The organism is Rossellomorea vietnamensis NBRC 101237 (assembly GCF_001591825.1).
Lineage (GTDB): Bacteria > Bacillota > Bacilli > Bacillales > Bacillaceae_B > Rossellomorea > Rossellomorea vietnamensis.
In genome coordinates, this window is record NZ_BCVQ01000006.1 from 39,885 (window position 1) to 66,165 (window position 26,281).

The following is a 26,281-nucleotide window of genomic DNA, read 5'->3' on the forward strand; positions in this document are numbered from 1 at the left end:
CACACCGAGGTGTACTATGATTGAAGGTAAATTGATTAAATTTCATCGGGAAGAATCAGGATTGACCCAGGAGCAGCTTGCACAGGGGATCTGTTCCACTACACATCTAAGTAAAATCGAAAGGGGAATCACAGAGTATTCAAGTGAAATCACCGATCTACTTGCTAAAAGGCTCGGAGTCGATATGATAGCGGAACGTTCGCGATATGAATCGTTGCAGCATGCATTGGCCAAATGGAACGATGCAATCATCATGATCCGGACCCATGAAATCCATCAACTTAAATCAGAAATCGAAGAAGAGCCTTTACGATTTTTATCCGATTTCTTTTTTCAATATCACTTATTATTAGCAAGGTATCATCTGTTCTTGGATAACCCTTCAAGAGCAAACGAAATCCTGACCATGATCAAAACGAAACAGGACTCCCTTTCCCCTTTTGAGTCCAACTTATTACTCCATGTGAGAGGAATCTATTATTACTCAACAAGAAAATTTGACTGCTGCATCCAGTCCTTAAAGCAGATTGATGATGAATACCCGAATGCTGAATATTATTTTCATCTGGCAACAGCCTATCATTCCATCCATTCCAATACGTTCGCCTATTATTATGGCCAAAGGGCCCTACAGTTTTTTCAAAAAACATTAAATATCCTCAGAGTCATCGATTCTGAAATTCTCATATTAATTCAATTGAACGCGAAGGAACCTTTCGATATGGAACAGACCAAACACCAGTATAATAAACTCCTTAGAGTCTGTGAATCTGTCAACTCCATGGAAAGGGCACATAAAATCCATAATAACCTGGGATTCGAATATTTCCGGAGAAAACGATATAAGGAATCGAAAGCATCGTATGAAAGGGCTCTGGAGCTCACTACAGAGAACACCCCTGCTTCTTCTTATTTAGTCACACTCAGTGGATACATCCTTTCCTGCATGAAAGGAAACCTTCTTTCTGAAGAAGAGCTCAACCATCTGGCAAACAGTGGACTGAAGAAAGCCAGGGAGCACCAGGACCCCACCTTTGTATTCTTTGAAATCTATCTGCTCACCTTGAAAAGAAATGAAGAAGACCTCTATGAGTATATGGAAAAAACCGCCCTCCCCCACTTTAAAAGGACGGGCAGTCAGTTGATGTACCAGCATTATGAAAGGCAACTCTTTTTATATTATGTTAAAACCGGACAGACCGAAAAAGGGTTCGAGCTCGCATCCGAAAAGATGACGAATGAAATCAGTTACTATGAATTGGAATGATCCCTAAAGATGCATGAATGAAAACACTTTCCATTATTGGGTTCAACTTCCCAATCCCTCCTTCATATACTATCGTGAAAGGAGGCGATTAGAATGGATCGATTCATTCTTTTATTAGTAGCAGGTATTCTTTCCGGTTTCGCATTGTTAAGGGCACCACTTAACGGAACATTTTTAGAAAGCGTTTCACCGGTAACAGACATCATCGGTATTTTAGCTATTCTCGTATTCTCACTCTTCTTAATCTATAAAGGGATTATGGCGATGCTCGGTAAGTAAATGAAGAGACCCGGATTCATTCCGGGTCTCTTTTATCTGTTTGAGAAAACCAAAGATTCAAAAGTTCCTGGTACGCCTCTGAATTTATTTCACGTTTCTTTACATTTCCTTCCTTCCATTGAGTAAAGGAAGTCTCCGTCAAGGTCACACTTCCGTCATCCGTTCGTTTTGTCAGTAACCGATGTTTATTAAAGGGTGAGGCGGGATGCTCTTCCACTGTGACTCGGACGTCGTCAAGGAAACACACATCCCTGATCGTTCGTTTTGAATCAAATGCATACCCGATTCTCCAATCGCTGTCTTTATGCTTCAATTTCATTTCTAATCTATAATCCCCATAAGCTGTTTCACCTGCCCCTATCCTGAATTCCCCATTGGCCGAAGAAACCGTTTCCCCCGATAATGGTACGGGTTTCATCGGAATATTCCCTCCGAAGCCCCCATCCAGAATATAATACTGTTTTTCGTGACACACCTTAACGGCAACATGTGTCCTTCCGATGCGCCCGAACGCTCCGGAAGCATGATCATAGACCGCTCCCTGTATTAAGGAAGCTTCGAAACCGTTTTCTATCAGGAATAAATAAAGGAGAGAATTTAGTTCATAACAAAGTCCTCCCTCATTCAAAATGAGCATTTTATTCACCAGATGATCTTTGGTCAGAATACGGGACCTTTCTTCAATAATGCATACATTTTCAAATGGAATATGAAGCGCCATTTTTTCTAATATGACATCCAGATCCTGAAAGGTGACGGGACCCAGACTTGAATACTGAATCCTCTTGCGGAATAGCTTGTCTAGACTGTTGATGGCAGGCACACCCTTTCTTTGAGGCTAGTCTTTAAAGTTTACCTGCTTCTCATAGACGTTTTCAAGGAAAGACATGATCGCCTGACATTAAATTTGGGATAAAGGGGCTAAATCTCCTTGATTTCGGTCAAAATGCACTAAAGCTTAATCCGCAATTTCTCGGCTTTCGCCCTGGATACACATGTTAATATCGAGTGATGTTCACTCCTCTCACTGTCACTCAAGAAAGAATCACCGTGATCGACTTCACCCTCCAATACGTTCACCTCACAGGTTCCGCAACGACCGACCCGGCAGGAATATGGCGCATTGACTCCAGCCTTGAGAAGGGCTTCTAATAATGTCATATCCTTTGGCACTTTAATGGTCGGGCCGTTTTCTACTTCTACCAAAAAGTCCTGACGTTTCATTGTCTGCAGTGGAGCAAAACGTTCAAAGTGAATGCTTGATCGGGGATATCCAATTTTCAGGGCACTTTCAGTAAATCCTTCGATAAAAGAAGTTGGACCGCAGAAATACACATGAGTCCCGATTCTAAGTTCCCAGAGGCTTTGATCAGTCAATCTCCTTTCTCTTGAAAAATAAAAATGACTCTCATTGGGATAATCTTTCATTAAATACGTAAAAAACGGGCAGTCTTCCTCGGACTTTGCCGCATAATGGAGTTCAAAGGAGCGTCCCTCCTTTTTAAGTTCTGCCATCATGGACAGGAAAGGCGTGATCCCGATTCCCGCTGCATAGAAAACATGGTGCTTCGCACGGAAGCTCAATGGGAAATGATTCTGTGGAGGACTGATGCGGAGGGTGTCTCCTGCTTTCATCTGCTCATGCCAATAACGGGACCCGCCTGTAGATTGTGCATTCAGCCGAATGGCGATGTGATAGGTATCCCTTTGACCGGGTGGGTTCGTAAGGGAATAGGATCGTGCAATCGTCTCTCCTCCTGTCTTAATATACGTCGTGATGTGGGAACCGCCGCTAAACGGAGGGAGAAGTTCATTACCGGCATGAATTAGTGAAAAACGTTTGACATAAGGCGTTTCCTGATGGATCGATTGGACAGTGACGGTTATGGTTTTAGCTTCATTCACTACTGATCACTCCCTGATTCTGTACATGGTGCATACCCGAGATAGGCTTCATGTAAAGGAGAATAATGAGTGGAAACGGATAACGTCAAGTGACAATGAGGACAGGTCGTAATTTGACTGATCGGCTCACCATTCACTTCCATTTTCTGATGGCATTTAGAACAGAATACAAGGATGAACCTGACTCCGTGTCCGATATATTGCGTCTCTTCACCGGAAAAACCATGAGCCTCTGCCATTTTTTTAAAATAGGTGAGCTTTTTCCATTCCATCGCTATGTATAGATAACTTCCCATTTTCTGATCTTCCAGCCAATGAGAAATATCCGTTGCTCCCTTTTCATCCAACAGCACCGATTCATTAGGATAATCATCCTTTTTTACTCTTTGGATGGTAGGGGACAGTCGCTTCATCCCTTCTTCATCACCAAGAAATAAATATTTTCGTTTGCCCGGTACGAACAAAGGTTGCAGGAGCGTCTTCACATTCCCACCTTCTTTTCATTCAAGTACCCGACGACCTCTTCTTTAAATAAGGTGATCCCCTTATAGTCGGCTATATGGTCGGGAAGCTCCTCTAGAATATGATAAAATGCATTCGTCCATTCATGATTCTTCACAAATTCTTCAAGTGGTAGAAGATGGGTATGGATGGTAAAGAGCAGCCCATTACAACCTGGCAAACGGAACAGCTTTTGCACCTCTACACGAAAATGAACGTATTCCCCGACGTTTTCCTTCGAAACCTTTCTTCTTCCTTTTCCCCACTCATCAAAGGTTTCCAGGGAAGTATCCAGACGATTTCCCGCCATTAGCGACCAGTTCCGCCTTACCCAGGGATCTCCCGCTTGCATCCTCATCAAGAACGTCAGGATCCGCTGATCCAATCCCTCTTCCTTAAACCCCGGAATCGGTCCGTGTATCTCCTTGAAGCTCATTCCGATATTAAATGCAAGGGACCAGTTGGCCGGAAAACATAACTGTCCCGCATCCATATATAAATCCCCATCCCGCTGCATCATAAAAATCAGATCCTCCTGTACATGACGACCGATGAAATCGAGGGGCTCTGAAGATAGCGTTGCTTCATCCCCAAATATAAACGTTGTGTGCTCTTCTAAGATGTGATTGTGAAACGTCCATTCCCCTTCATTTCTTTCCAGGGAAAATTGCTGAGGATAATAGAATGTCAGATGTGTCATCACCATCTCGACTATTTCCCATTGAGCTTTCAAGGTATGCGGCCGGGACTGGAAACACCTCTCAGGATGTTCGGTAAGCAGGTTCCGTTTCAGCTTGACCTCACTTGAATACGAAGTGGTTACCTCCACACAACTTGGCTCTTCCAATGGAACCGAATTATTGGAATAACGATACACATCCCCCTTAAAGGGATAAGGGAACGAATCCACTCTCATCATACAACCACCTTTTTTCAGAAAATTCCCACTTTCATCTTATCGTATAGAGGGACGGACCTCAAGAGGTCCGTCCCTCACCCGAATTTCTCTTTGTACCGGCTGAGTGTGATCAGCGGCCATATCCATTGGTAGCTGTGGTAGTGTATATAGAAGTTTCCTGGAAGACCGATGCCTGTGGGATATGCTTGGGATGTCTCATTGTCTGCGCCGTTCGTTAATTCGAGAAGCGCCATGATACCCAGATCGATGGCAGGTGTCGGTTTGTCTTCGATACAGATGAGCGACTCCAGGGCCCATGCCGTTTGTGAAGGGGTACTGAAGGGAAGGGATACGAACGTCTTTTCCTGATCGCTGTAGCAGGACTCCCCCCACCCCCCGTCTTTTCGTTGAATGCTTTCCAGCCACGTTTTTGCTTTTTGTAAATGTATATCAGAAGAAGATACCCCCACGGCTTTCATTCCCGTGATGGCCGCCCATGTTCCATAGATGTAGCAGACGCCCCAGCGACCGTACCAGGACCCCTCCTCTTTTTGCATCAGTTTCAGCCACTCAACCCCTTTTTTTACATCTGGATGTTCCGCGGTCAACCCTGCCCGGCTGCCCAAAAATTCAAGCGCTCTTCCCGTTAAATCAGGAGTGGAAGGGTCTATGGCTGCCGCCTCTGCCCCGTCCATCGGAAAAGAAGTAAGGATCGATTTCGTCTTATTCATTTCAAAAGCCGGCCAGCCACCATCACGATTCTGCATACCGAACACCCAGTCAATCCCACGGTCCCATGACTGTCTGATAAGGGGGTTACCTGCAGCTGAATACGTAAGGGCCCTGAGAGCAGCCGTTGTATCGTCCACATCAGGGTGAATGCTGTTGCTCTCTGAAAAGCCCCATCCCCCGGGTTTCACCCCGGTCTCCATCGCCCAGTCCCCATATTTAAAGTGCTGCTTCTTCAGAAGATAATCCACTGACTTTTGTATGACATCTTCATTTGCATCCACCCCCGCTTCCTGAAGGGCATGGCTGATTAAAGCTGTGTCCCACACGGCAGAAGGAGAGTTTTGGATATGGATGCCCTTCTTCGTTTCGCATGCCATGTCCTTCAACCCCTGTAATGCCTTTACGATGATAGGGTCATTCTTCTTATATCCCAGTGCCAACATGGCATAAATCATATAAAACGTCGCGCTGAAATAACTGAGATAGGTCCCGTCACGCTCCATCCGCTGCAACATATACTCAAGGGCAAACTGCCTTGCCTGCTGATGAAGTTGGGAAGGCAGGCCTGCGAGTGCCTGTATGCCTTCACTTATTTTCGAAAATAATCTCCATTCCCGTTCGCTGTACCTCTCTTCCTTTACAGCACGGGACAAATCCTGTATGTGTGGGATACTGCTTGTTTGGATCTTAAATTTTTGATCTTTCAACAGTATCATCGGAGCCAAATGCCCTCTTGCATAACTGCTCAAGTCCCAAAAATTCAGGGGAAATGTCTTCGGAAGCAACAGGAATTCAATGGGGATCGGCAGGAGATGCTTCCATTCATATTGACCATGCACGGCCAGCATGAATTTCGTCATCGTATGAGCCTTGTGAAAACCGCCTTTTTTCTCTATGAACCGTTTGGCTTTCAGAAGTCTTTTATCCTCCTCGTTGACCATGCCACTGAATCTCAGAGCAAAGTATGCTTCAATGGTTGAAGACAGGTTCCCTTCCTTCTCATCTTCAAAGAGTTTCCACGTGCCCTCCCTTGATTGGCGATTCCAAAGGCGGTCAACCAGCTGTCCAACCAGTTCATCCTCATCACCTGCGAGCGTTCTCAGAAGGATGATCATATACGCATCGGTCATCACGACATTTTCAAAACAAAACGACCAGTGTCCATCTTCCCTCTGCATCCTCTGTAGATCGCTTATCATATTCCGGATCGTGCTCTCTATCTTCTTTTTCATCATTCGTCCTCCCGGCTACCTTCTCTGTTGTTATGTATATGTGAAGGATGAGGGTACTAGTAGTGGGAAGCAAAGAAGAGCCTGCCGCCGGTTTCCCGGGAGGCAGGCTCTTACTGGTTTTCTTCTATTTTCTGTGAGTAATAGCTTACTAGTTCAGGATATCTCTGCATTTCCTCTCTACCGGTATCCGTGATTTGATACACGCCCCTTTTCACCCTCTCGAACCACCGGTAATAATTCTTCTGGAGGATAGACGGTGTTTTATCACCAGTCCCCAGCTTTGTTAAATTCTTCGGGGACATGGGACCGTGTTTTTCCAGGCAGCAGGCGATGTGAATGCAACTTTCCTTATAGGCGGTCATAATCTTCGTTTTATTGGTGCCCCCTACATTGTAATCCGCGCTCCGGCCTTCGATTTCCTTCACCAGGGCCGCCCGCTTCTTTTTACTATTTCTCATAACCGTCTTTCGGTCAAAGGCTTCCGGATGAATGACAAAATCAAGCTTTGGCGTCTTTGTCGTAAAGGAAACCGTGATCAGACCAAGTTCAAGACGCCTGACCAAATGACGTATATCATTCCACCGCTTCGACCTGGTGCGCTTCGGTTTCGGAATCGCAATGTACACAAAATCCGTCAGCCGCTGCCGCTTCGTTGCCTGAATAAGGAGCTCGACATTCAAGGAAAGCTTCAGCTCCACGATCACAAGCTCCCCCTCTTTCATCGCCGTCAGATCACAGTCATTCACTTCACCGTTCACCTGATATCCCTGTTTATGAAAATGTTTCTGGATCGGCTGATATAGATCCGATTCTTTCAATTTCGTCATGGGTAAAAACCTTTCCGGGAAAAAATTCTATAAGTAAAGTATAGACTATTGGAGAGATTTTTGCAGTTTGGGAGAAAAAGACACTGCAACTTTGATGTTGGAGCTGGGTAGGGTAGATGGAAGAATAAGATGTAGGGTAAATTTCCATTAAACGGATGACAACGCGATTTCTTTGCAAAACCACGCAATTATAGAAAAAATGACGCAATCACCCTCTAAAATGACTCAATTATCCCCAAGCCCCCTGCCATCAGACTTCCAAATCATGAGAGGTCCGTCCCTCAAAACAACAAAAACCCCCATCAGGCATCAAGCCCGACGGAGGTCCGTCCCTCAAAAATTAAGGTAATTCAGTTGTGCCCATGAGGTAGCGGTCGCATTCGCGGGCTGCTTCCCGGCCTTCGTTGATGGCCCAGACGATGAGGCTTTGGCCACGACGCATGTCTCCTGCAGCGAAGACGCCATCGACGTTTGTCATGTAGTTTCCATACTCCGCTTTCACCGTGGAGTTGCTGTTTGTTTCGACCTCAAGCTCTTTGATCAGATCCTGTTCGGGTCCGCTGAATCCGATAGCCAGAAGGACAAGGTCCGCCGGCCATATTTTTTCAGTTCCCGGGATTTCATCACGGACCTTGTTTCCATTTTCGTCATAGCGGAGTTTCACATTGACCGTATGAACTTCCTTGATATGGCCATGTTCATCACCGACAAACTTCTTCGTCATGACAGCATAGGCACGTGGATCATCGCCAAGGACTTCAGCGGCTTCTTTTTGACCGTATTCCACACGGTGAATGACTGGATACTGTGGCCAAGGATTGCCCACTTCATCCCGCATCGCACCTTTTTTATCATATATATCGAACTGAGTCAGGCTTTTACAATTATGCCTCACAGAAGTGGCCAGGCAGTCTGTACCTGTGTCCCCTCCCCCGATGACGATGACATTCTTCCCTTCAGCAGAAATATAGTTCCCATCTTCCAAGTTCGAATCCAATAAGCTTTTGGTATTAGCGTGAAGGAATTCCATGGCATAATGAACGCCTTTCAGATCACGGCCATCGACTTGGATATCACGGTGAACGGCGGCTCCCCCGCAAAGGATGACGGCATCAAAGTTCTCCCGAAGATTTTCCACCGTGTAGTCTTTCCCGACTTCCGTATTCGTTACAAATTCAATGCCCTCTTCTTCTAAAATATCCACACGGCGCTTCACGACCGAGTATGGAAGCTTCATTTCAGGAATCCCATACGTCAAAAGGCCGCCCACCCGATCATTTTTTTCAAAAACGGTGACAAGATGACCTGCTTTATTCAGCTGTGCAGCTGAAGCCAATCCGGCAGGACCTGACCCGACGATGGCCACGCGCTTACCGGTCCGGAACTCAGGCGGCTCCGGAATGACCCAGCCTTCCTCAAATCCCTTCTCAATGATCGAGCGTTCCACGGTCCTGATGGCAACAGGCGGCTCATTGATTCCAAGCACACACGCCCCTTCACAAGGAGCTGGACAGGCAAAGCCGGTGAACTCCGGGAAGTTATTCATCTGGTGCTCCCGTTTCAACGCTTCCTTCCATTGTCCCTGATACACAAGATCATTCCATTCGGGTATCAGGTGATACACAGGGCAGCCCGATGTCGACCCGTTGATCTCCATTCCGGACTGACAAGTGGGAACCCCGCAGTCCATGCAGCGTGCCCCTTGTTTCTTGATTTCTTCTTCCGAAAGAGGAGTGGTGTAATCGTTCCAATCTTTCGTCCGTTCCGCTGGATGTCTCTCAGCTGTTGTCTGTCTCGAATATTCCATAAATCCAGTTGCTTTTCCCATCATATCCCCCTCCCTGATTAATTCGCAGGCTCCAGTACTTTTTTCTCTTCTTTTGTACCTTCTTCAAATGCGGCCATTTCCGCATCGAATTTCTCTAATCCACTATTTTCAAGTTCACTGATCCGTTCTCTCATCTTGAGATAAGATTTCGGAATCACGCGCACAAATTTGGACACGTATGATTCCCAGTTCGCCAAAATCTTCTTTCCATTATTGCTGCTTGTATAGTGAACGTATCGCTCGATCATATCGTAGACGTCCTGCATCTCTTCCGGATCAAACAATGGTTGAACGAGGACAAGCTCCTGATTACATCTTGAACGGAAGGTTTCATCTTCATCCAGGACATAAGCGACCCCACCGGACATACCGGCAGCGAAGTTCCGTCCTGTCAGACCTAGGACGACGACTTTACCTCCAGTCATGTATTCACATCCGTGATCCCCGACGCTTTCCACGACTACCTGGGCCCCACTGTTACGGACACAGAAACGCTCTCCTGCCACGCCGTAAATATACGCTTCTCCACCTGAGGCCCCGTAGAAAGAAACGTTTCCGATGATCGTGTTCCTTTCAGGGATGAATGTAGCGGTCGGATCCGGATGGACGATGATTTTCCCGCCTGATAATCCTTTTCCGACGAAATCATTAGAGTCCCCGACAAGTCTCAAGGTCAATCCTTTAGGAATATATGCACCGAAGCTTTGCCCCGCAGAACCCTTGAACGTCAGACGGATCGTGTCTTCAGGTAATCCTTCTGCTCCATATCGCTTGGTGATTTCACTGCCGAGCATCGTCCCGGTAACCCGGTGAATGTTACGGATCGCCGTCGTCCATTCAACCGGTTCTCCTGTTTCAATCGCATTGCGGCAGCGTGGAATCAGTTCTTGGAAATCCAATGTCTTCTCAAGCTCATGATCCTGCTTACGGGTCGCATATCTGCCTACTTTCTCTGGTACATCCGGTTGATAGAGAAGGGCTGACAGGTCGATTCCTTTGCCTTTCCAATGATCGATTGCTTCGTTCGCTTCGAGGATATCGGTTCTTCCGATCATTTCATTGATCGTCCTGAAACCAAGTTGAGCCATAAGCTCCCTTGTTTCCTGAGCAACGAAACGCATGAAGTTCGCCACATGTTCCGGGTCCCCAGTATACTTTTTACGAAGCTCAGGGTCTTGTGTCGCAATTCCGACAGGGCATGTATTCATATGACAGACGCGCATCATGACACAGCCAAGGACCACAAGTGGCGCAGTCGAAAATCCGTATTCCTCTGCTCCAAGAAGGGATGCGACGACCACATCCCGGCCCGTCATCATCTTGCCGTCCGTCTCAACGACAATCCGGTCACGCAGTCGATTTAACAGTAAGGTCTGATGGGCTTCGGCAAGACCGATTTCCCACGGCAGTCCCGTATGTTTCAGACTGGTTCTCGGTGCCGCACCAGTCCCTCCGTCATATCCACTGATCAACACAACGTCGGCCCTGCCTTTTGCCACACCTGCTGCAATCGTTCCGACACCTACGGCGGATACCAGCTTGACGCTGATCCTGGCCTGCGGGTTCGCATTTTTCAGGTTGTAAATCAATTCGGCCAGATCTTCTATCGAATAGATATCGTGATGAGGCGGTGGTGAAATCAACTCTACCCCCGGTGTCGATCCCCTTACTTCAGCAACCCAAGGATAAACCTTTTTACCAGGGAGATGTCCCCCTTCACCAGGTTTGGCCCCTTGAGCGACCTTGATTTGAATCTCATCGGCATTCACAAGGTAGTGACTCGTTACGCCGAAGCGGCCTGAGGCTACTTGCTTAATCGAACTGCGGCGCGAATCTCCATTCTCATCCGGGATGAAACGGCTAGGGTGTTCCCCGCCTTCTCCTGAATTGCTCCGTCCGCCGATTTTATTCATGGCGATCGCCAACGCTTCATGGGCTTCCTGACTAATGGAACCGAATGACATGGCACCGGTCTTGAAGCGGCGGCAGATTTCTTCCACTGATTCCACCTCTTCAATCGGCACTGGCTTTGTTTCTTTAAAGGAAAGAAGGCCACGCAGGGATTGAAGATTCTGCTTTTCATCTGTCAGCATAGTGGAATATTTCTTAAATAATTCATAATTATTCGTCCTGCATGCATGTTGAAGAGTGTGAATCGTACTTGGATTGTACGCATGGTCCTCCCCATTTTTACGATATTGAAATTCGTCCCCGGATTCTAATGTACGCTGGTTATCTTTCCGGTCGTTGAATGCCTTTCTATGTCTTAAAAGAACTTCTTTTTCAATGATATCCATCCCGATTCCGCCGAGTCTTGATGCGGTACGGGTGAAATATTTATCGATGACATCCTGATGAATGCCGACTGCTTCAAAGATTTGGGCTCCACGGTAACTTTGGATCGTTGAAATCCCCATTTTCGATAGAACCTTGATGACCCCATCGGTTCCCGCTTTTACAAAACGCTGTACCGCTTTTTCATAAGTGGTGTCTTGAAGCTCGCCTTTTTCAATCAAATCACGCAACGTTTCATAAGCCAGATACGGATTGATGGCTTCTGCCCCATATCCAAGCAGGGTGGCAAAGTGATGCACTTCCCTTGGTTCCCCTGATTCCAGGAGGATACTCACGGTTGTGCGCGTCCCCTGACGGATTAAGTGATGATGCAGACCGGATACGGCAAGGAGTGACGGAATGGCCGCCTTCTCCCTCACCACCCCTCGGTCGGAAAGAATAAGGAGTGTCGCCCCGTCAGCAACGGCCTGGTCAGCTTTTTCGTAAAGAGCATCCAGGGTCCGTTCAAGCTGATCTTCTTCTTCGGTCACATCAAATAAAATCGATAACGTAACTGCCTTAAATCCTTTTTCTTTCTGATGACGAAGCTTTTCAAGCTCTTCCCCTGTAATGATCGGTGTCTTTAAATGGATATGCCTGCAGCTCTCAGGACCAGGATTCACCAGATTTCCTTCAGCTCCGATTGTTGTACCGACAGATGTGATGATCTGCTCCCGGATCGCATCGATCGGTGGATTTGTCACTTGGGCAAACAATTGTTTGAAGTAGTTAAATAGAAGCTGAGGTTTCTTTGATAAAACGGCAAGCGGTGAATCGTAACCCATGGAACCGACCGGATCTTTTCCATCGGTCACCATCGGCTTGATGATCTTATTCAGTTCCTCTGTCGTGTAACCGAAAGCCTGCTGCTGAAGGAGTACTTCCTCTGAATCCAATCGGGCCACTTCCCGGGTCGTTTCCGGAAGGTCCTCAAGTTCAAACTTATTATTATCGAGCCAGTGCCTGTACGGATGCTCGGACGCTACACGGAGCTTGATCTCTTCATCGGGGATGATCCGCCCTTTTTCCAGATCGACAAGAAGCATCTTTCCAGGCTGGAGACGATCCTTGTACACGATGTCATCGGCAAAAATATCAAGGGCGCCGACTTCGGAACCGAGAACAATCATGCCTCCCTTGGTTACGTAATACCTTGCAGGTCTGAGTCCATTACGGTCAAGACACGCACCGATCTGCGTCCCATCTGTGAACACGAGGGCTGCAGGTCCATCCCAAGGCTCCATTAAACAGCTGTGGTATTCGTAGAAATCTTTTTTCTTTGGATGGATGGTGTCATCATTCTCCCATGGTTCAGGAACCATCATCATGGCCGTATGTGCAAGGGATCTACCGGATAGGTGAAGGAATTCAAAGCAGTTATCGAACATGGAGGAATCACTGCCTGTCTCATCGATAACGGGTAGGATTTTTTCCAGGTCTTCATCTTTGAAGGCACTTGAGCTGCACAGCTTTTCACGTGCACGCATCCAGTTCACGTTCCCTCGCAATGTATTGAATTCTCCATTATGGATGGTATATCTGTTTGGATGAGACCGCTGCCAGCTTGGGAAAGTGTTTGTACTAAAGCGGGAATGTACAAGAGCTAAAGCTGAACGGAACTCAGGGTGGTTGAGGTCAATATAAAAGGAATCGAGCTGTTCCGGGATGAGCATCCCTTTGTAGACGATGGTCGTGGAAGACAGACTGCAAAGATAAACGTCCTCTTGCCCCTCGACGGTTGCCACTTCTTTTTCGATCCGCTTCCGTATCACATACAACTTACGTTCGAAATCCATCCGTGACTTCAAATCTTCCGATGCCCCGATGAACACTTGTCGGATGAACGGTTTCGACTTCGATGCCACTTTTCCAACAAAGGAATCATTGAGCGGAACAGGCCTCCAGCCAAGTGTCTTTTGACCCTCTTCCGCAATGATGCGTTCAAAGATTTCTTTACTTTTCTGGCGCTTGTCATAGTTTTCTGGAAGGAACACCATCCCGATTCCATATTCCCCTTTCCTCGGAAGGATGATGTCTTCTTTTTCACATTGCTTCTTAAAGAAATGATGAGGGATCTGGGTCAGGATACCTGCACCGTCCCCCGTACTTGTATCAGCGGATTGTCCTCCGCGGTGCTCTAAATTACATAGGATATTGATGGCATTCTGTACGATGCTGTGACTCTTCGTCCCATCTATATTTGCAATCATTCCAATTCCACATGCTTCATGTTCTTGCGCAGGATCATACATGCCTTGCGCTACAGGAAGATTCGTTTTCATCCAATGTCCTCCTCTACTAAAGTTGTATATTTTTTGAATAAATAACCGATTGATTAAATTTTCTTAATTTTCGTTAGTATATCATGAAATTTAGAAAAAACGAAAAATTTTGTTAATGGTAAATATGTATATTTTCCAAATATATGTGTAAATACCAGGAAGAACATTGATATATCAACAACGCCTTTAACTTAATATTCAGAATCTTTAAAGGCTTGATATAAACACAAAGAAATCGCTTACAATAATTCGTGTCCCTAAGCATATTCCCTCAAAATCCCCCATGAATTTTCATACAAAAACATTACTAAAAAAAATTTTCCTCAAACAAAAATATGTCATGAATTCGGGTCTATTGAAGGAGTGACGGACCTTTAAGTATGTAAAGAATATTTCTCATCATTCCTCTTCTGAAACTCCTTTTCTATTCCCCGCCCTTCTCCGATTCAAACAAAAAGAAAGAGGGACGGACCTTCGAACATTCGAAGGTCCGTCCCTCTTTCTTCACGCTTCTTTCATCGTTTCACTTTCTACGAGGTTCATGAAATCTGTGACGACTTTGTTATTGTTTTTCTCCCCGCCAAGTTTCAGTAGTACTTTTCCAAGGAAGTTCAAGCCTTTGTTTTCACCTTGATAAATGAATTTCGTCTGATGTTCTTCGATTTTATAAAGGGTGAATGCGGCCTCGATTTCAAATGCCTTGGCCAGTGTGAAGCCGATTTTATTATGCTTCTTTTCTGGGGTATTTTCGTACTCCAAGTCCTCTACTATATACGTTTCAATTCTTTTCCCCTCTTTGTATTTCTGTTGGTAGGTCGAGCCCACCACTCCTTCTTTCTGTTCGATCACCTTGTTTTCAATCACGTTCGGCATAATCCGTTGAATATTCTCAAGCTCGAATAAATGCCAAATCGTTTCGATATTGACTGGTATCGTCCGTTCTTCATGCCACCTAATCATCCCATTCATCCTCCATTCCCATTTCAAAGAAATCGTCCATTTCCTGAATAACGGTTTGTATACGTTCTATTTCCGCTTCAAGACCGCGCTTTTTCGCCTGAATCAACTCCTCCAGGTTTTCAAAGGATTCATCATTCACGACAGCGAGCATCTCCTGAATGGTAAAGTTAAATCTCCTCAAGTAAACCAGTAATCGCCCTACAAGATAAGATCCATTATCATAATAGCGATAGTTGTTCGCAGGGTCGATATACACTGGTTCAAGAAGTTTGATCTCTGCATAGTACCGCAATGTTTCCTTACTCAGTCCTGTCATCTTGGAAAACTCGCTTACCTTGTACACCCCCATCACCTCGCCCTTACATCATAAACCGTGTGGTGCACTACACGGTCAACCCTTCGATAAAAAAATCATCAAAAAATAAAGACCTCACCCATCCTAATGGGCAAAGGTCTCAGTGATTGGAAACCAAGGGGCTTTTCTCAGGAAGGAGCTTCTTGATTTCTTGGTATGCCTCTTCGATTGAATTCACCTTAACCGTGGTCTTTCGATCCTCTGGATATTGATTCCACATATGTAAGTACCTCGGATCGTAATAATAGTCGATGAGCAGTTCCAATATCCGTTCATAGTTTCCCTTCTGCAGCTCAGCCTCGATTTCATTGGCAATCGGACTGTGAATCCTTCGCTTGATGGACCTGAATGCTTTCACAAACTCTTCATGATGTTCGTGAAGACGGTACTCGTCTAAAATATGCCTCACTCTTTCTCTCATGGGCATTTCGATGAAGATATGAAATGCCTCTTCTTTCTCCTTAATGAGAAAATCAGGAAGGAGAACCTTTCCAATCCGCTTACTTTCTGCTTCAAATAAAAGAAAAGGAGAATCCTGTTTCTTCATCAGTTCCCGAAGGAGGAGGGAGTCAAATGTTTTCTGGTTGTTGGCAGTCAGTCCGATTTCCCCGAATATGGACCCTCTATGGTTGGCTAGGCCTTCTATATCCAGAACCGGATATCCTTCTTCCTGAAGCTTCTTCAAAATCGCGGTCTTCCCGGTGCCTGTCCCACCATTCAGTACAAAAGAAGCAGGCTTCAGGTCAATATCTTCAAGCCCCTTCAGCACCCAGTGGCGATAAGCCCTGACCCCTCCCAGAATCCGGGAAGTCCTGATCCCCATCAGGTCAAGGAAAGTAGCAGCTGCTTTACTTCTCATACCCCCCCGCCAGCAAAACACGACGATTTCACCCTCAAGTTTCTTGAACTCATTAATGAATCGGGGAAGCTTACCTGAAAAAATCTCCAGTCCCCGGTCCGTCGCCACTTCCTTACTCACCTGCTTATATAATGTGCCTACTTCCGCTCTTTCTTCATCATTGAAAACGGGTATATTCAGGCTGCCCGGAATCGTCATTTCCCTATACTCAGAAGGAGATCGTACGTCCACAAATGTATACTTATCTAAATCGCATTGATCGATCGGTAGATCTTTGAACATGTCATCCTCTCCCTTTTTACATTTCTCTTCTATTTTACACCATTTCCGTATTCATTCTTTCCCTTTTTATTCTTTTTAGAAGTATTCACTTAGTCCTTTCCTCCTGTTAGCCGGCTGAATATTCAGATTTTTCACCTCATTGGTACTATATACCAGAGTAATAGAACCCCTTATAATGAAAAGAGAAATAATATTTCATGTTTTCATTAAAATTTATGAAGTATTATTTCAATAAAATGAAAGCGGTTTCTCAAACCGCAAGAGAGGAGTAGAGAAATGAAAGCAGTAAAGTACATGATTATGGCCGTGATGTTGTTCTCACTGGCTCTTCCTTTTTCCACTGGGAAAGCGAAGGCCTCCGGTACGTCTGAACCGAAGCATGAGATGCGGGCTGCGTGGATTGCGACCGTGACGAATATTGACATGGCGCCTGGAATGGACAAGCAGGAATTTACGGATTGGGTTGTGAACACCCTGGACGAGTTGAAAGAATTGAACTTCAATACGGTGATTTATCAAGTCAAGCCGACTGCCGATGCCTTGTATCCTTCCGAACTCGCCCCATGGTCCCAGTATATTACGGGTGATGAGCAGGGAACCGATCCAGGCTATGACCCACTTGCCATCATGCTAGACGAATCTCATAAACGCGGAATCGAAGTACACGCTTGGGTCAACCCTTACCGGATCACGATGCCGAATCAAACGATCGAGTCCCTCGCGGATAACAACGTGGCCAAGCTTCACCCGGAGTGGGTACTGAAATATGGAAAACAATACTATCTCAATCCTGGAATTCCCGAAGTACAAGATTACTTGATTGATACAGTGAAAGAACTAGTAAGCAACTACGACATAGAAGCCGTTCACATGGATGATTATTTCTATCCTTATAAAATTGCAGGAGAAAGCTTCCCAGATCAAGATACATACGAGAAATATGGCAGCACATTCGACAATATCGATGACTGGAGACGCAACAACGTGGATGAACTGGTCGCTGATATCAACACTGAAATCAAAGGTATCAAAGATTATGTCCAATTCGGGATTTCCCCATTTGGCGTGTGGAGAAATATCGCCGATGATCCGACTGGAAGCGAAACAGAAGCGGGACAAACGAATTTCGACGACCTGTATGCCGATACCCGCCAATGGATCAAGGATGGAAGCATCGACTACATCACCCCGCAAATCTACTGGTCCAGGAAACTCGCAGTCGCCAACTACTCCGTCCTACTCGATTGGTGGAGCTGGGAAGTGAACGAGTATTCTTATGAACATCCGGTGAATCTGTACATCGGGATGGCCGATTATAAGGTCGGGGACAACTTTGACCAGGAATGGTTCAATCCTTATGAACTGCCGGAGCAAATCATGGACAACCGGGCTAACGGTACGGCCCTTGGCCAAATGCATTTTTCCTTAAGACAAATTTTCGAGAACCCACTTGAATACGCTGATATTTTACGAAATGAAGTGTATACGGAAAAAGCCTTGACCCCTGCCACTCCTTGGAACAATGATGACCTGCCGAAGAAACCGAATACGGTAAAAGCGGATAAGCAGGAAAACGGTGTCACCTTGAGCATTGATGAAAAGAAACATTCTGACGCCAGGAAATATGTCATCTATCGCTTTGACGGCGTGAAAGAAGGAGACTACAAGAATCCTGCGAATATCGTGGACGTTGTGTACTCTCAAGAAGGCGTCACGACGTTTAAAGACACGTCTGCTGCAGAAGGTGGAATGTACACATATGCTGTTACCTCCGTATCTCCGACAGGTGTGGAAAGCAAGGATGCGAAAACAGTGAGAGTACGATAATCATAGAAAGAAGCGTTTCCCCGTTGTGGAGAAACGCTTCTTCTTATTTTACCTGTATGTCCTTTATCTTTTCCCTCATATGATCCGGCCACCATGCCCCGCATTCATCGGATACCACACAGGCCGCACACTTCTCCAAATCGTATACCATCATTCCTTGAATGGGCGGTGAATACAGGTGGAGAGTCACTAGATCCCCTGCACTCCCCTTCTTCATTTTGTGTACCCCTTTCTTCGGTGCGAAAAAGAAAGAACCTTCTCTATACTCCCGGTCAAATAACTCCTGAGGAAGCCTGTTATCCTTCACTTCAAACATCGTGTTGACGGAAGTCCCATCCATCACCTGGATCCATCCTTTCGAGTCCCCGTGATCATGCGGGGCACATTCCATATCCGACCAATTCATGACGAGGAGCTCCACTGCTTCGTTTTGATAAAGGAGCTTTCGATAATAAGGTTTCCCTTCCGGAGATTCCAGATAAGGCTGTAAATCCTCAAGACGTATATTCAGAGACTGCAAGACTTCTTTCAGTTCTTTCGTGGAAGGATTTGATAGTTCATCCAATCGATTCTTTATCCGTTCCTTTAAGGTCACTGCGGATCCCCCCTGATGTTATCGTTTCCTCCATAGAAACCGATGAAGGACAGAAATCTTCTGACCATTGACAATGACAACTCCTATAATAATTATGACTCCACCCAGGATGCTTATGAGAAAAATTTTCTCTTGCAGGAGAAGAATGGCTGCAATGAGAGTTGTGACAGGCTCCAAGTAAAGAAACATCGACACCTTTGACGCATCCAATACTTCCAACGCCTTCGCCCAGTACCAATAAGCGACCCCTGAGACGAATACACCGAGGAAAATCAAGTGTGCCCACTCTACATTTGATAATTGGGAAATGCCTTCCCAGCCGCGGTTGCGAATGAGAAACGGGATGGTCAGACTGAATCCCAGCAGGCTCATATAGAAGGTAATCACGAGAGATGGAAGCTCAATGCGAAGCCTTTTCAGAAGCACGGAGTATACCGCCCAGTTCAATGTACTGAGAATCATGAGGAAATACCCAATGTTGACAGTAAATCCGATCGATTGTCCGCTCCCAGCAGTCGTTACCATCAGCACACCCGTAATCGCGGTGATCATGCCCAGCGCTTTGGAGATGGTCATTTTTTCATGCAGGAACATCATGGAGAGGATCACGGTGAACACCGGGGAAAATGAGATCATCCATCCAGCCGACGATGCATCAATGTTCAGGAGTGCCGTCGCCTGGATGACTTGATGAATGAAGACTCCGAGAACCCCGAGGACGATCAAGTGAGGGACATACTTCAGAGGGATGGGGAGCCTGTATCCTTTTAGCAATAGAAGCATGAGGAGAAACAGAGCTCCGATCCCAAAGCGGAGGACGAGGAGGGTATAGGGATCAAGCGTACCCAGCACCGCTTTGGTGGATACGAAGGATATCCCCCAGAAACTGATGGACATCGTGGCATATAATGAAGCGGCAACCTTTGTTTTCATCGGGATCATGGACGGTGCATCCTTTCTTAGCTCGTGTTCTTTTTATCAAGGTATGCTCGTCCATGGGAAAAATGTGCAGGGGATTGATTGGTTATGAAAATAAAACCGGGGAGCCGTTCCGTCACGTCTCATGACTTCTCATAAGCTGTTGATAATAAAAGCCTTAAAGTCGATAATATATTCGAAAAGTCGATAATAAAAAGCCCGAACTCGATAATATATCCAGAAAGTCGATAATAAAATGTCCAAACTCGATAATAAATCCTTTTCTTCACTCTCCTCTCCACAAAAAAACGACCCAAATCACGATTCGGGTCGTTTTTTTATCTTTAATTTTGGATCATCCGCTCACTAAACTGAGGCAAATACTCTTTATGAACCTCAAGCATTTCATCCAGCAGTTGTTTCGCTTTCACATCACTCGTCACCAACGGATTGATGGTCATGGCAAGCAATGCTTTTTCGTAGGAACCGGTTACGGATGCTTCTGCAGCCACCTGTTCAAATGACTTGATTTGCTGCACCAGCCCATTCACAGAAACGGGCAGTTCCCCGACAGCAATCGGTCGAGGTCCCGCTTTCGTCACGACGCAGTTCACTTCCACGGCAGACTCCCTTGGCAAATCACTGATTGCTCCATCATTGCGTACATTCAAAGTCTGGATATCCCCGCGATCGTTATAGATGGACGATATGAGATTGCATGCTGCATCACTGTAATAGGCTCCTCCCCGCTCTTCAAGCTGCGGAGGCTTAGCCGCTAAGCCTTCATCCTTATATAAATGAAACAGCTCATCCTCCAACTGCTGGACGACCTCTGCACGAGTCGTACCCGTCTTGAATTCCTCAAGCTGCTTTTCTAAAATATCACCCGTTTTGTAGTAATAGCGGTGATATGGACAAGGGACAACTCCCAGACTATTGATGAATTCAGGCTCCCATGGCAGGGGGGCAATATTCCTCATGCTTACCTGCTTCTCAGGATCGCTCATGATGTCGAGTACTTCCCCCAATACAGATTCTCCGTCCACCTGAACGTCCAGTCCATAAACCATATGATTGAGTCCGGCAAATTCGATATGCACGCGTTCCACGTCGACGCCGAGGAGTTTTGCAAGTGTCATTCTTGTATTGATGGGAAGATTGCAAACACCCACGACCTTCGGATGCGAACCGTAGCGCAACAGCGCCTCCGTTACCATACCTGCCGGGTTCGTAAAATTGATCAGCCATGCATCAGGACACAGTTCCTGCATTTCTTCCGAGATGTCCAAAAGCACTGGTATCGTCCTCATACCCTTGAAGAGTCCGCCGGCTCCATTCGTTTCCTGCCCGATCATCCCATACTTGATCGGCAGCCGCTCGTCCTGAATCCGGGATTTCAGCTGTCCTACCCTCATCTGGGTCGTGACAAAGTCAGCTCCATTCAATGCCTCTCGCCGGTCCAGAGTAAGATGGATTTCCATCGGGATTCCTGCCTTTTCCACCATTCTCTTCGCTAAATTCCCAACGACATTCAATTTCTCTCTTCCCTTTTCAATATCTACTAGCCACAGCTCACTCACTGGAAGTTCATCGTAACGCTTGATCAATCCTTCTACAAACTCGGGAGTATAGCTCGAGCCCCCACCGATCGTAACGACCTTGATTCCTTTTTTCATTCCGATATCCCCCAGTTACCTGGCCACAAAAGCCAAAATAAAACTTATGACGAAACTGACCACGACTGCCAGTAGCATCCGCTTCTTTTTAACGGAAGCGTCTTCGACCGGCCCTTCAATTTTCAATAAAATGTATGAAAGCCCGACGGAAGCTGAAATGCCCGTAGCCAAAAACATACTCCATTCCTTTGCCAGTCCCGTGCTCATTAATGGTTTTGAAAGAAGTAAAAGTCCAATAGATACAGAGATTAATAATACGAATACACTTTTAAATCCGATTCTCTTTGGCACCACGGTTTCTGTCATTTCTACCACTCCTTATGCTAGTAAAGAAGTGGGAATCCTAGGACTCCCACTTCTGGTTTCTTATAAAAAGGCTTACATTTGTCCAGCTCCGGCGGCTAGTCCCTCGAGGTCATAAGTCCAGCCCACCAAAAAGGCAAAGGACGCCTTTCCGGTAGACTTGCCTTATGCTTGTCGGGTCTGAGCAAGCCGCCTCCGCTTTTCTCTGTCCAGCTCCAGGGGCTTGAGGCTCGAGGTCATAAGCCAATTCATCGAAAAAGGCAAAGGACGCCTTTCCGGATGACTCGTCTTATGCTTGTCGCCTCAGGGCTAGCCCCTTCCGCTTTTCTATGCCGCTTGTTGCTCGCTCTCTTCCATCTTCAACATTTTCTTGTCATACATTTTCAAGAATGGGAAATAGATAGCAAATGAGATTCCGATATTGATCAGTACCATGACGATTGCTCTCCAGTCACCACCCGTTGCAAGGTACGCGCCGATTGGTGCAGGCAGTGTCCATGGCGGCATGATGTAGGTTGGAGATACCAAACCGACAGTGGTGGCCACATAGGAAATGGTTGCTGTGATCAAAGGTACAGTGATGAATGGGATGATCAAGATCGGGTTCAATACGATTGGAGCACCGAAGATGACAGGCTCGTTGATATTGAAAAGGCCCGGTACAAGACATGTTTTCCCTAGTGCTTTTAAATATTTTGAACGGGAGAAAAAGACCATTGCAAGGACCAATCCAAGCGTGGCTCCTGATCCACCGATCCAGATGAACCATTGGTAGAACGTTTCCGGAGCGATATGCGGGATTGCTTGCCCGCTTGCAACCGCGTCAGCGTTGTTCACAAGGAATACTTCCCATAGTGGACGGGCCACGGTTCCAACCACGGATACCCCGTGAATCCCGAATGACCAGAAGAAATCGATCAGGAATACCGGAACCAATACCCCGAATATGCTGTCACCGGCAGTGACCAGTGGTGCGACCGCAACACCGACCAACTTATGCAGATCGACCCCTGCTAAGACAGTAACGGATGATATCAATAAAATAACGATTGCTACAGGTATAAGTGCTTCAAAGCTTCGTGAAACGGATGCCGGTACTTGCTCAGGCATTTTGATCGTGATGTTCTTTGTCTTACAGAAACGCAGGATTTCGACGGCCAGGATCGAGACGACCATGGAAACAAATAATCCCTGCCCACCTAAGTTGGTCATTGGAAGGACCCAGCCTTCTCCGTCCATTACTTTCGGTGTGATGGTCAATAGAAGTGCCGCGACTGAGATTTGTGCCCCGGATAATGGATCCAGCTTATAGCTTTTCGAGAGATTGTATCCGATCCCGAAGGCGACATAGAGCGACATGATGAACATGGTCAGACGGTACGGAATCAGGATCTCGACAATATTGTCTGCTGCCCACTGTTTGATGTCCCCGAATATCCAGGCGTCAGGCAGTGGCGGAAACGCTAAGATCAGAAAGAATGAACCGACGATAATAAATGGCAGTGCTGAAATAACCCCATCCCGGATTGCTTGCAAATGCCTTTGTTCAGAGAGCCTGGCCATTGGACCTGACAAATTATTCTCCAGAAAGTTCACAAACGTTTGCATGTTACTACCCCCTTGTTTCCTATTAAATTAGTTTGTTAATTCCTTTACTGTTTTCAGTAAAGTCGGCCCACCTAATGGCGTGTAAGCCTGTGGCGGAATCGGGCCGCATGGAACATTGGCCTCATCGGCGGCTTTCTTCACTTGATCAAATCGGTGTCTGATCTGAGGTGCTACCATACATACATCCCATCCCTTTGAGATCTCCTCGGATACTTCCCCTGTTCCGATTGCATGGACTTCCATTTCAATCCCCTCTTTTGTTCCTTCTTTTTTCAGGGCATTGACGACGATCGCACTGGACATTCCTCCAGAGCATACGAATAATACTTTCATCCCTATTCCTCCTCCTCTTTCATTCGCTGAACCACTTCATGTGTATGAATAATTTGCTCATAAACGCCATGTCCTTTTTTCATGCATAATGCCACGAATAAAGCGTCGATCACGACGAGTTGAGCAATTCTTGCCGTCATGGTACCGATTCGGATATTATGTTCCTCCTCGGAAATCGTCAGTACGATATCGGCGAGCTTTCTTGCCGGTGATTTACCGTGCTGTGTCAGGAGTACGATGGTGGCTCCCTTTTCCTGTGCGACGTTCATCAGCTTCAAAATTTCTTTTGTCTGACCGGATGTTGAAACGACGAAGAGAACGTCTCTCTCTGTTAAGTTCGCTGCCATCATCATCTGGATATGGATATCACTTGCCTGAAATGCCAGGTAGTTCAATCTCAACAGCTTCTGGGTGAAATCTTCCGCTACCACTGCGGAACCCCCCACTCCATACAGATAGACTCTTTCGGCTTCATGGAACGCATTGACCGCCCTGCCGAGTTCATCGATGGAAAAAAGCTTTTCCGTATTCTTGATGGCTTGATAGGTATTGACCAATACTTTATTGAAGACGGTTTCAAGATTATCTTCAAAGGAAAGGAGCGTATTGATGTCATGACTCTTCGTTTCTTCGATGTTCGTGCTTTTTGCGAGCTCGATCTTCAAGCCGCTGAAACTGTTGATCCCGATCCGTTTGCAGAACCGGATGATGGCGGCTTCACTGCTGCCGCATGAGTGTGATAGTTGCTTTGTGGTCATCTCCATCACTTTCTCCGGAAATTCGAGCACATATTGAGCAACCGCAATTTCAGACGGGGTAAAGCTCTCCATCTGACTTTTGATGTGTTTTAAAACCTGAAATTCTGTCATGGTCACCTCCAAAAAATGATTGTCTTGAAAAGGCTTTCAGTTTAATATGATTATATGCGATAATGAAATTAAATTTCAATATTATTTTAAAATATTTAAACTTTTATTTTACAAAATGAGTAGAAAAGAGTTCTAAAAAGGTTCAGGGAGGAATACACGATGGCAGAGATCCGCAACGTGGAAATGGAAATATTCGAGATCATATCAAACGGTGGGAATGCGAAGAGTACGGCTTATGAAGCCCTCGCTAAAGCCCATGAAGGAAAATTCGATGAGGCTGAAGAGATGATAAAGAACGCCCATGACGAACTGAATAAAGCCCATAAGACGCAAACAAGCCTGATACAGGCCGAAATCAACGGGGAAGAATTTGAAAAATCACTTCTTATGATTCATGCACAGGATCACTTGATGACGTCGATCAGTGAAATCTCATTAATTGAACAAATGATTCCTATGTTAAAGAGAATCCATGCACTCGAAAACCAATCGAATTAAGGAGGAGTCACGATGAGTAAAAGACTGGGAGTTTCAATCTATCCGAATCATTCTGTAACTGAAAAAGATAAAGAGTATTTGGCCCTTGCCGCTTCTTACGGATTTCAACGTGTGTTTACCTGCTTATTATCCGTTGAAGGAGACAAGGAAGGCATCATTGCGAACTTCAAAGATACGATCAAGTTTGCCCGTGAGAAAAACATGGAGGTCATCGCAGACATCAGCCCACGTATTTTCAAAGAGCTGGATATTTCTTACGATGATCTATCCTTTTTTGCCGACCTGGGTGCTCACGGTATCCGCCTTGACCTCGGATATACCGGTCATGAGGAATCTATGATGTCGTACAACTCCTATGATTTAAAAATTGAATTGAACATGAGCAATGCCACGAAATACATCGATAACATCATGACGTATCAGCCCAATAAGGATCAATTATTAGGGTGCCATAACTTCTATCCGCACCGCTACTCCGGCTTATCTTATCCTTTCTTTATCGACTGCAGCCAGAAATTCAAAGATTTCGGCATGAGAACGGCAGCCTTTGTGTCTTCCGCTGATGCCACATTCGGTCCATGGCCTGTCACAGAAGGATTGCCTACACTGGAGATGCACCGATCCCTTCCTATTGATGTGCAGGCGAAGCATCTGTTTGCCACTGGATTGATCGACGACGTCATCATCAGCAATGCTTATGCATCGGAACGTGAGATGCAGCTGCTTAGTGAACTGAATACATCGAAGCTCACTTTCAGCGTCGAAACCCATGACACGACAACGGACCTAGAGAAAACGATCATCTTTGAAGAACCTCATTTTTACCGTGGAGATGTATCGGATTATATGATCCGTTCCACTCAAAGCCGCGTCAAATACAGAGGTAGAGAATTTGCGCCCCATAACAACGTCGACATCAAGCGTGGAGACATTATCATTGAAAACGACCTGTATGCCCAATACGCGGGAGAACTTCAGATTGCCCTCAAGGATATGGAGAACTCCGGTAAGACGAACGTGGTCGGACGGATCCGTGAAGAAGAAATATTCTTGTTGGATTATCTGAACCCTTGGGGCAAATTTGCCTTCAAGCCTTGTGAGAAGGTTTAAGAG

General features: G+C 45.9%; 23 protein-coding genes. 5 read left to right on the forward strand and 18 right to left on the reverse strand.

All coding sequences use genetic code 11. From position 1 onward, the window contains the following. The first annotated feature begins 16 nt into the window (after nucleotides 1-16). Together BVI01S_RS05100 and BVI01S_RS05105 are read left to right on the forward strand one after the other, a co-directional pair. Nucleotides 17-1,267: a helix-turn-helix domain-containing protein gene (locus BVI01S_RS05100; protein WP_061809506.1), complete on the forward strand. Its 1,251-nt coding sequence runs from the start codon at nucleotides 17-19 to the stop codon at nucleotides 1,265-1,267. A gap of 93 nt (nucleotides 1,268-1,360) precedes the next feature. Beyond that, nucleotides 1,361-1,546, forward strand: coding sequence for a hypothetical protein (locus BVI01S_RS05105; protein ID WP_034762451.1), 186 nt, complete (start codon nucleotides 1,361-1,363; stop codon nucleotides 1,544-1,546). Nucleotides 1,547-1,562: 16 nt separating this feature from the next. On the opposite strand, the gene BVI01S_RS05110 is transcribed toward BVI01S_RS05105, so the two are convergent. The 11 genes from BVI01S_RS05110 to mnmH all read right to left on the reverse strand — a co-directional run bounded on the left by BVI01S_RS05110 (nucleotide 1,563) and on the right by mnmH (nucleotide 16,541). Next, on the reverse strand, nucleotides 1,563-2,369 hold the full coding sequence (locus tag BVI01S_RS05110) for an arylamine N-acetyltransferase family protein (RefSeq protein ID WP_369690880.1): 807 nt from the start codon (nucleotides 2,367-2,369) through the stop codon (nucleotides 1,563-1,565). 128 nt (nucleotides 2,370-2,497) lie between these two features. Further along, nucleotides 2,498-3,451 (reverse strand): PDR/VanB family oxidoreductase, encoded by a 954-nt coding sequence (locus BVI01S_RS05115; RefSeq protein WP_061809507.1) that lies wholly within the window; start codon nucleotides 3,449-3,451, stop codon nucleotides 2,498-2,500. Beyond that, the gene (locus BVI01S_RS05120; RefSeq protein ID WP_034762448.1) at nucleotides 3,451-3,936 is read right to left on the reverse strand and encodes a hypothetical protein; all 486 of its coding nucleotides are present in this window, start codon (nucleotides 3,934-3,936) and stop codon (nucleotides 3,451-3,453) included. The genes BVI01S_RS05115 and BVI01S_RS05120 overlap by 1 nt, the downstream gene beginning before the upstream one ends. Next, complete coding sequence (locus BVI01S_RS05125) at nucleotides 3,933-4,871, reverse strand: heme-dependent oxidative N-demethylase family protein (RefSeq protein ID WP_244886873.1); 939 nt, start codon at nucleotides 4,869-4,871, stop codon at nucleotides 3,933-3,935. Before BVI01S_RS05125 ends, BVI01S_RS05120 begins: the two co-directional genes overlap by 4 nt. A gap of 74 nt (nucleotides 4,872-4,945) precedes the next feature. After that, nucleotides 4,946-6,817, reverse strand: coding sequence for a squalene--hopene cyclase (gene shc, locus BVI01S_RS05130; protein WP_244886875.1), 1,872 nt, complete (start codon nucleotides 6,815-6,817; stop codon nucleotides 4,946-4,948). 107 nt (nucleotides 6,818-6,924) lie between these two features. Beyond that, the gene (locus tag BVI01S_RS05135) at nucleotides 6,925-7,641 is read right to left on the reverse strand and encodes a DUF2161 domain-containing phosphodiesterase (protein WP_034762444.1); all 717 of its coding nucleotides are present in this window, start codon (nucleotides 7,639-7,641) and stop codon (nucleotides 6,925-6,927) included. Nucleotides 7,642-7,981: 340 nt separating this feature from the next. Then, nucleotides 7,982-9,469, reverse strand: coding sequence for a glutamate synthase subunit beta (locus BVI01S_RS05140; protein ID WP_061809510.1), 1,488 nt, complete (start codon nucleotides 9,467-9,469; stop codon nucleotides 7,982-7,984). Nucleotides 9,470-9,486: 17 nt separating this feature from the next. Then, nucleotides 9,487-14,085, reverse strand: a complete 4,599-nt coding sequence (gene gltB, locus BVI01S_RS05145; protein WP_061809511.1) for a glutamate synthase large subunit — start codon at nucleotides 14,083-14,085, stop codon at nucleotides 9,487-9,489. A 504-nt stretch (nucleotides 14,086-14,589) separates the two neighbouring features. After that, entirely contained in the window at nucleotides 14,590-15,045 is a 456-nt protein-coding gene (locus BVI01S_RS05150; protein WP_061809512.1) for a hypothetical protein, read from the reverse strand. After that, a complete protein-coding gene (locus tag BVI01S_RS05155; RefSeq protein ID WP_061809563.1) occupies nucleotides 15,038-15,388 on the reverse strand; it encodes a MerR family DNA-binding transcriptional regulator in 351 nt (116 codons plus the stop codon). Before BVI01S_RS05155 ends, BVI01S_RS05150 begins: the two co-directional genes overlap by 8 nt. A 112-nt stretch (nucleotides 15,389-15,500) precedes the next feature. Next, nucleotides 15,501-16,541, reverse strand: coding sequence for a tRNA 2-selenouridine(34) synthase MnmH (gene mnmH / locus BVI01S_RS05160; protein ID WP_061809513.1), 1,041 nt, complete (start codon nucleotides 16,539-16,541; stop codon nucleotides 15,501-15,503). Between the two features lie 276 nt (nucleotides 16,542-16,817). Here mnmH and BVI01S_RS05165 point away from each other — a divergent pair, with 276 nt between their 5' ends. Further along, a complete protein-coding gene (locus BVI01S_RS05165) occupies nucleotides 16,818-18,368 on the forward strand; it encodes a glycoside hydrolase family 10-like protein (RefSeq protein WP_061809514.1) in 1,551 nt (516 codons plus the stop codon). A 43-nt stretch (nucleotides 18,369-18,411) separates the two neighbouring features. Here the strand turns inward: BVI01S_RS05165 and BVI01S_RS05170 are convergent, their stop codons facing one another. The 7 genes from BVI01S_RS05170 to BVI01S_RS05200 all read right to left on the reverse strand — a co-directional run bounded on the left by BVI01S_RS05170 (nucleotide 18,412) and on the right by BVI01S_RS05200 (nucleotide 24,670). Then, entirely contained in the window at nucleotides 18,412-18,963 is a 552-nt protein-coding gene (locus BVI01S_RS05170) for a cysteine dioxygenase (RefSeq protein ID WP_061809515.1), read from the reverse strand. A gap of 18 nt (nucleotides 18,964-18,981) precedes the next feature. Then, complete coding sequence (locus BVI01S_RS05175; RefSeq protein WP_061809564.1) at nucleotides 18,982-19,896, reverse strand: DMT family transporter; 915 nt, start codon at nucleotides 19,894-19,896, stop codon at nucleotides 18,982-18,984. Nucleotides 19,897-20,225: 329 nt separating this feature from the next. Next, nucleotides 20,226-21,557 (reverse strand): 6-phospho-beta-glucosidase, encoded by a 1,332-nt coding sequence (locus BVI01S_RS05180; protein WP_061809516.1) that lies wholly within the window; start codon nucleotides 21,555-21,557, stop codon nucleotides 20,226-20,228. A 15-nt stretch (nucleotides 21,558-21,572) separates the two neighbouring features. After that, a complete protein-coding gene (locus tag BVI01S_RS05185; RefSeq protein ID WP_034762428.1) occupies nucleotides 21,573-21,863 on the reverse strand; it encodes a hypothetical protein in 291 nt (96 codons plus the stop codon). A gap of 324 nt (nucleotides 21,864-22,187) precedes the next feature. Further along, a complete protein-coding gene (locus BVI01S_RS05190; protein ID WP_061809517.1) occupies nucleotides 22,188-23,468 on the reverse strand; it encodes a PTS sugar transporter subunit IIC in 1,281 nt (426 codons plus the stop codon). Nucleotides 23,469-23,495: 27 nt separating this feature from the next. After that, nucleotides 23,496-23,801 carry a PTS sugar transporter subunit IIB gene (locus BVI01S_RS05195; RefSeq protein ID WP_060673327.1) on the reverse strand — a complete coding sequence of 102 codons (306 nt, stop codon included), beginning with the start codon at nucleotides 23,799-23,801 and terminating at the stop codon, nucleotides 23,496-23,498. Between the two features lie 2 nt (nucleotides 23,802-23,803). Next, complete coding sequence (locus tag BVI01S_RS05200; RefSeq protein WP_034762420.1) at nucleotides 23,804-24,670, reverse strand: MurR/RpiR family transcriptional regulator; 867 nt, start codon at nucleotides 24,668-24,670, stop codon at nucleotides 23,804-23,806. 159 nt (nucleotides 24,671-24,829) lie between these two features. Between BVI01S_RS05200 and BVI01S_RS05205 the strand changes: the two genes are divergently transcribed. Together BVI01S_RS05205 and BVI01S_RS05210 are read left to right on the forward strand one after the other, a co-directional pair. Next, nucleotides 24,830-25,168 (forward strand): PTS lactose/cellobiose transporter subunit IIA, encoded by a 339-nt coding sequence (locus BVI01S_RS05205; RefSeq protein ID WP_061809518.1) that lies wholly within the window; start codon nucleotides 24,830-24,832, stop codon nucleotides 25,166-25,168. Nucleotides 25,169-25,180: 12 nt separating this feature from the next. Then, nucleotides 25,181-26,278 carry a DUF871 domain-containing protein gene (locus tag BVI01S_RS05210; RefSeq protein ID WP_061809519.1) on the forward strand — a complete coding sequence of 366 codons (1,098 nt, stop codon included), beginning with the start codon at nucleotides 25,181-25,183 and terminating at the stop codon, nucleotides 26,276-26,278. Nucleotides 26,279-26,281: the final 3 nt, after the last annotated feature.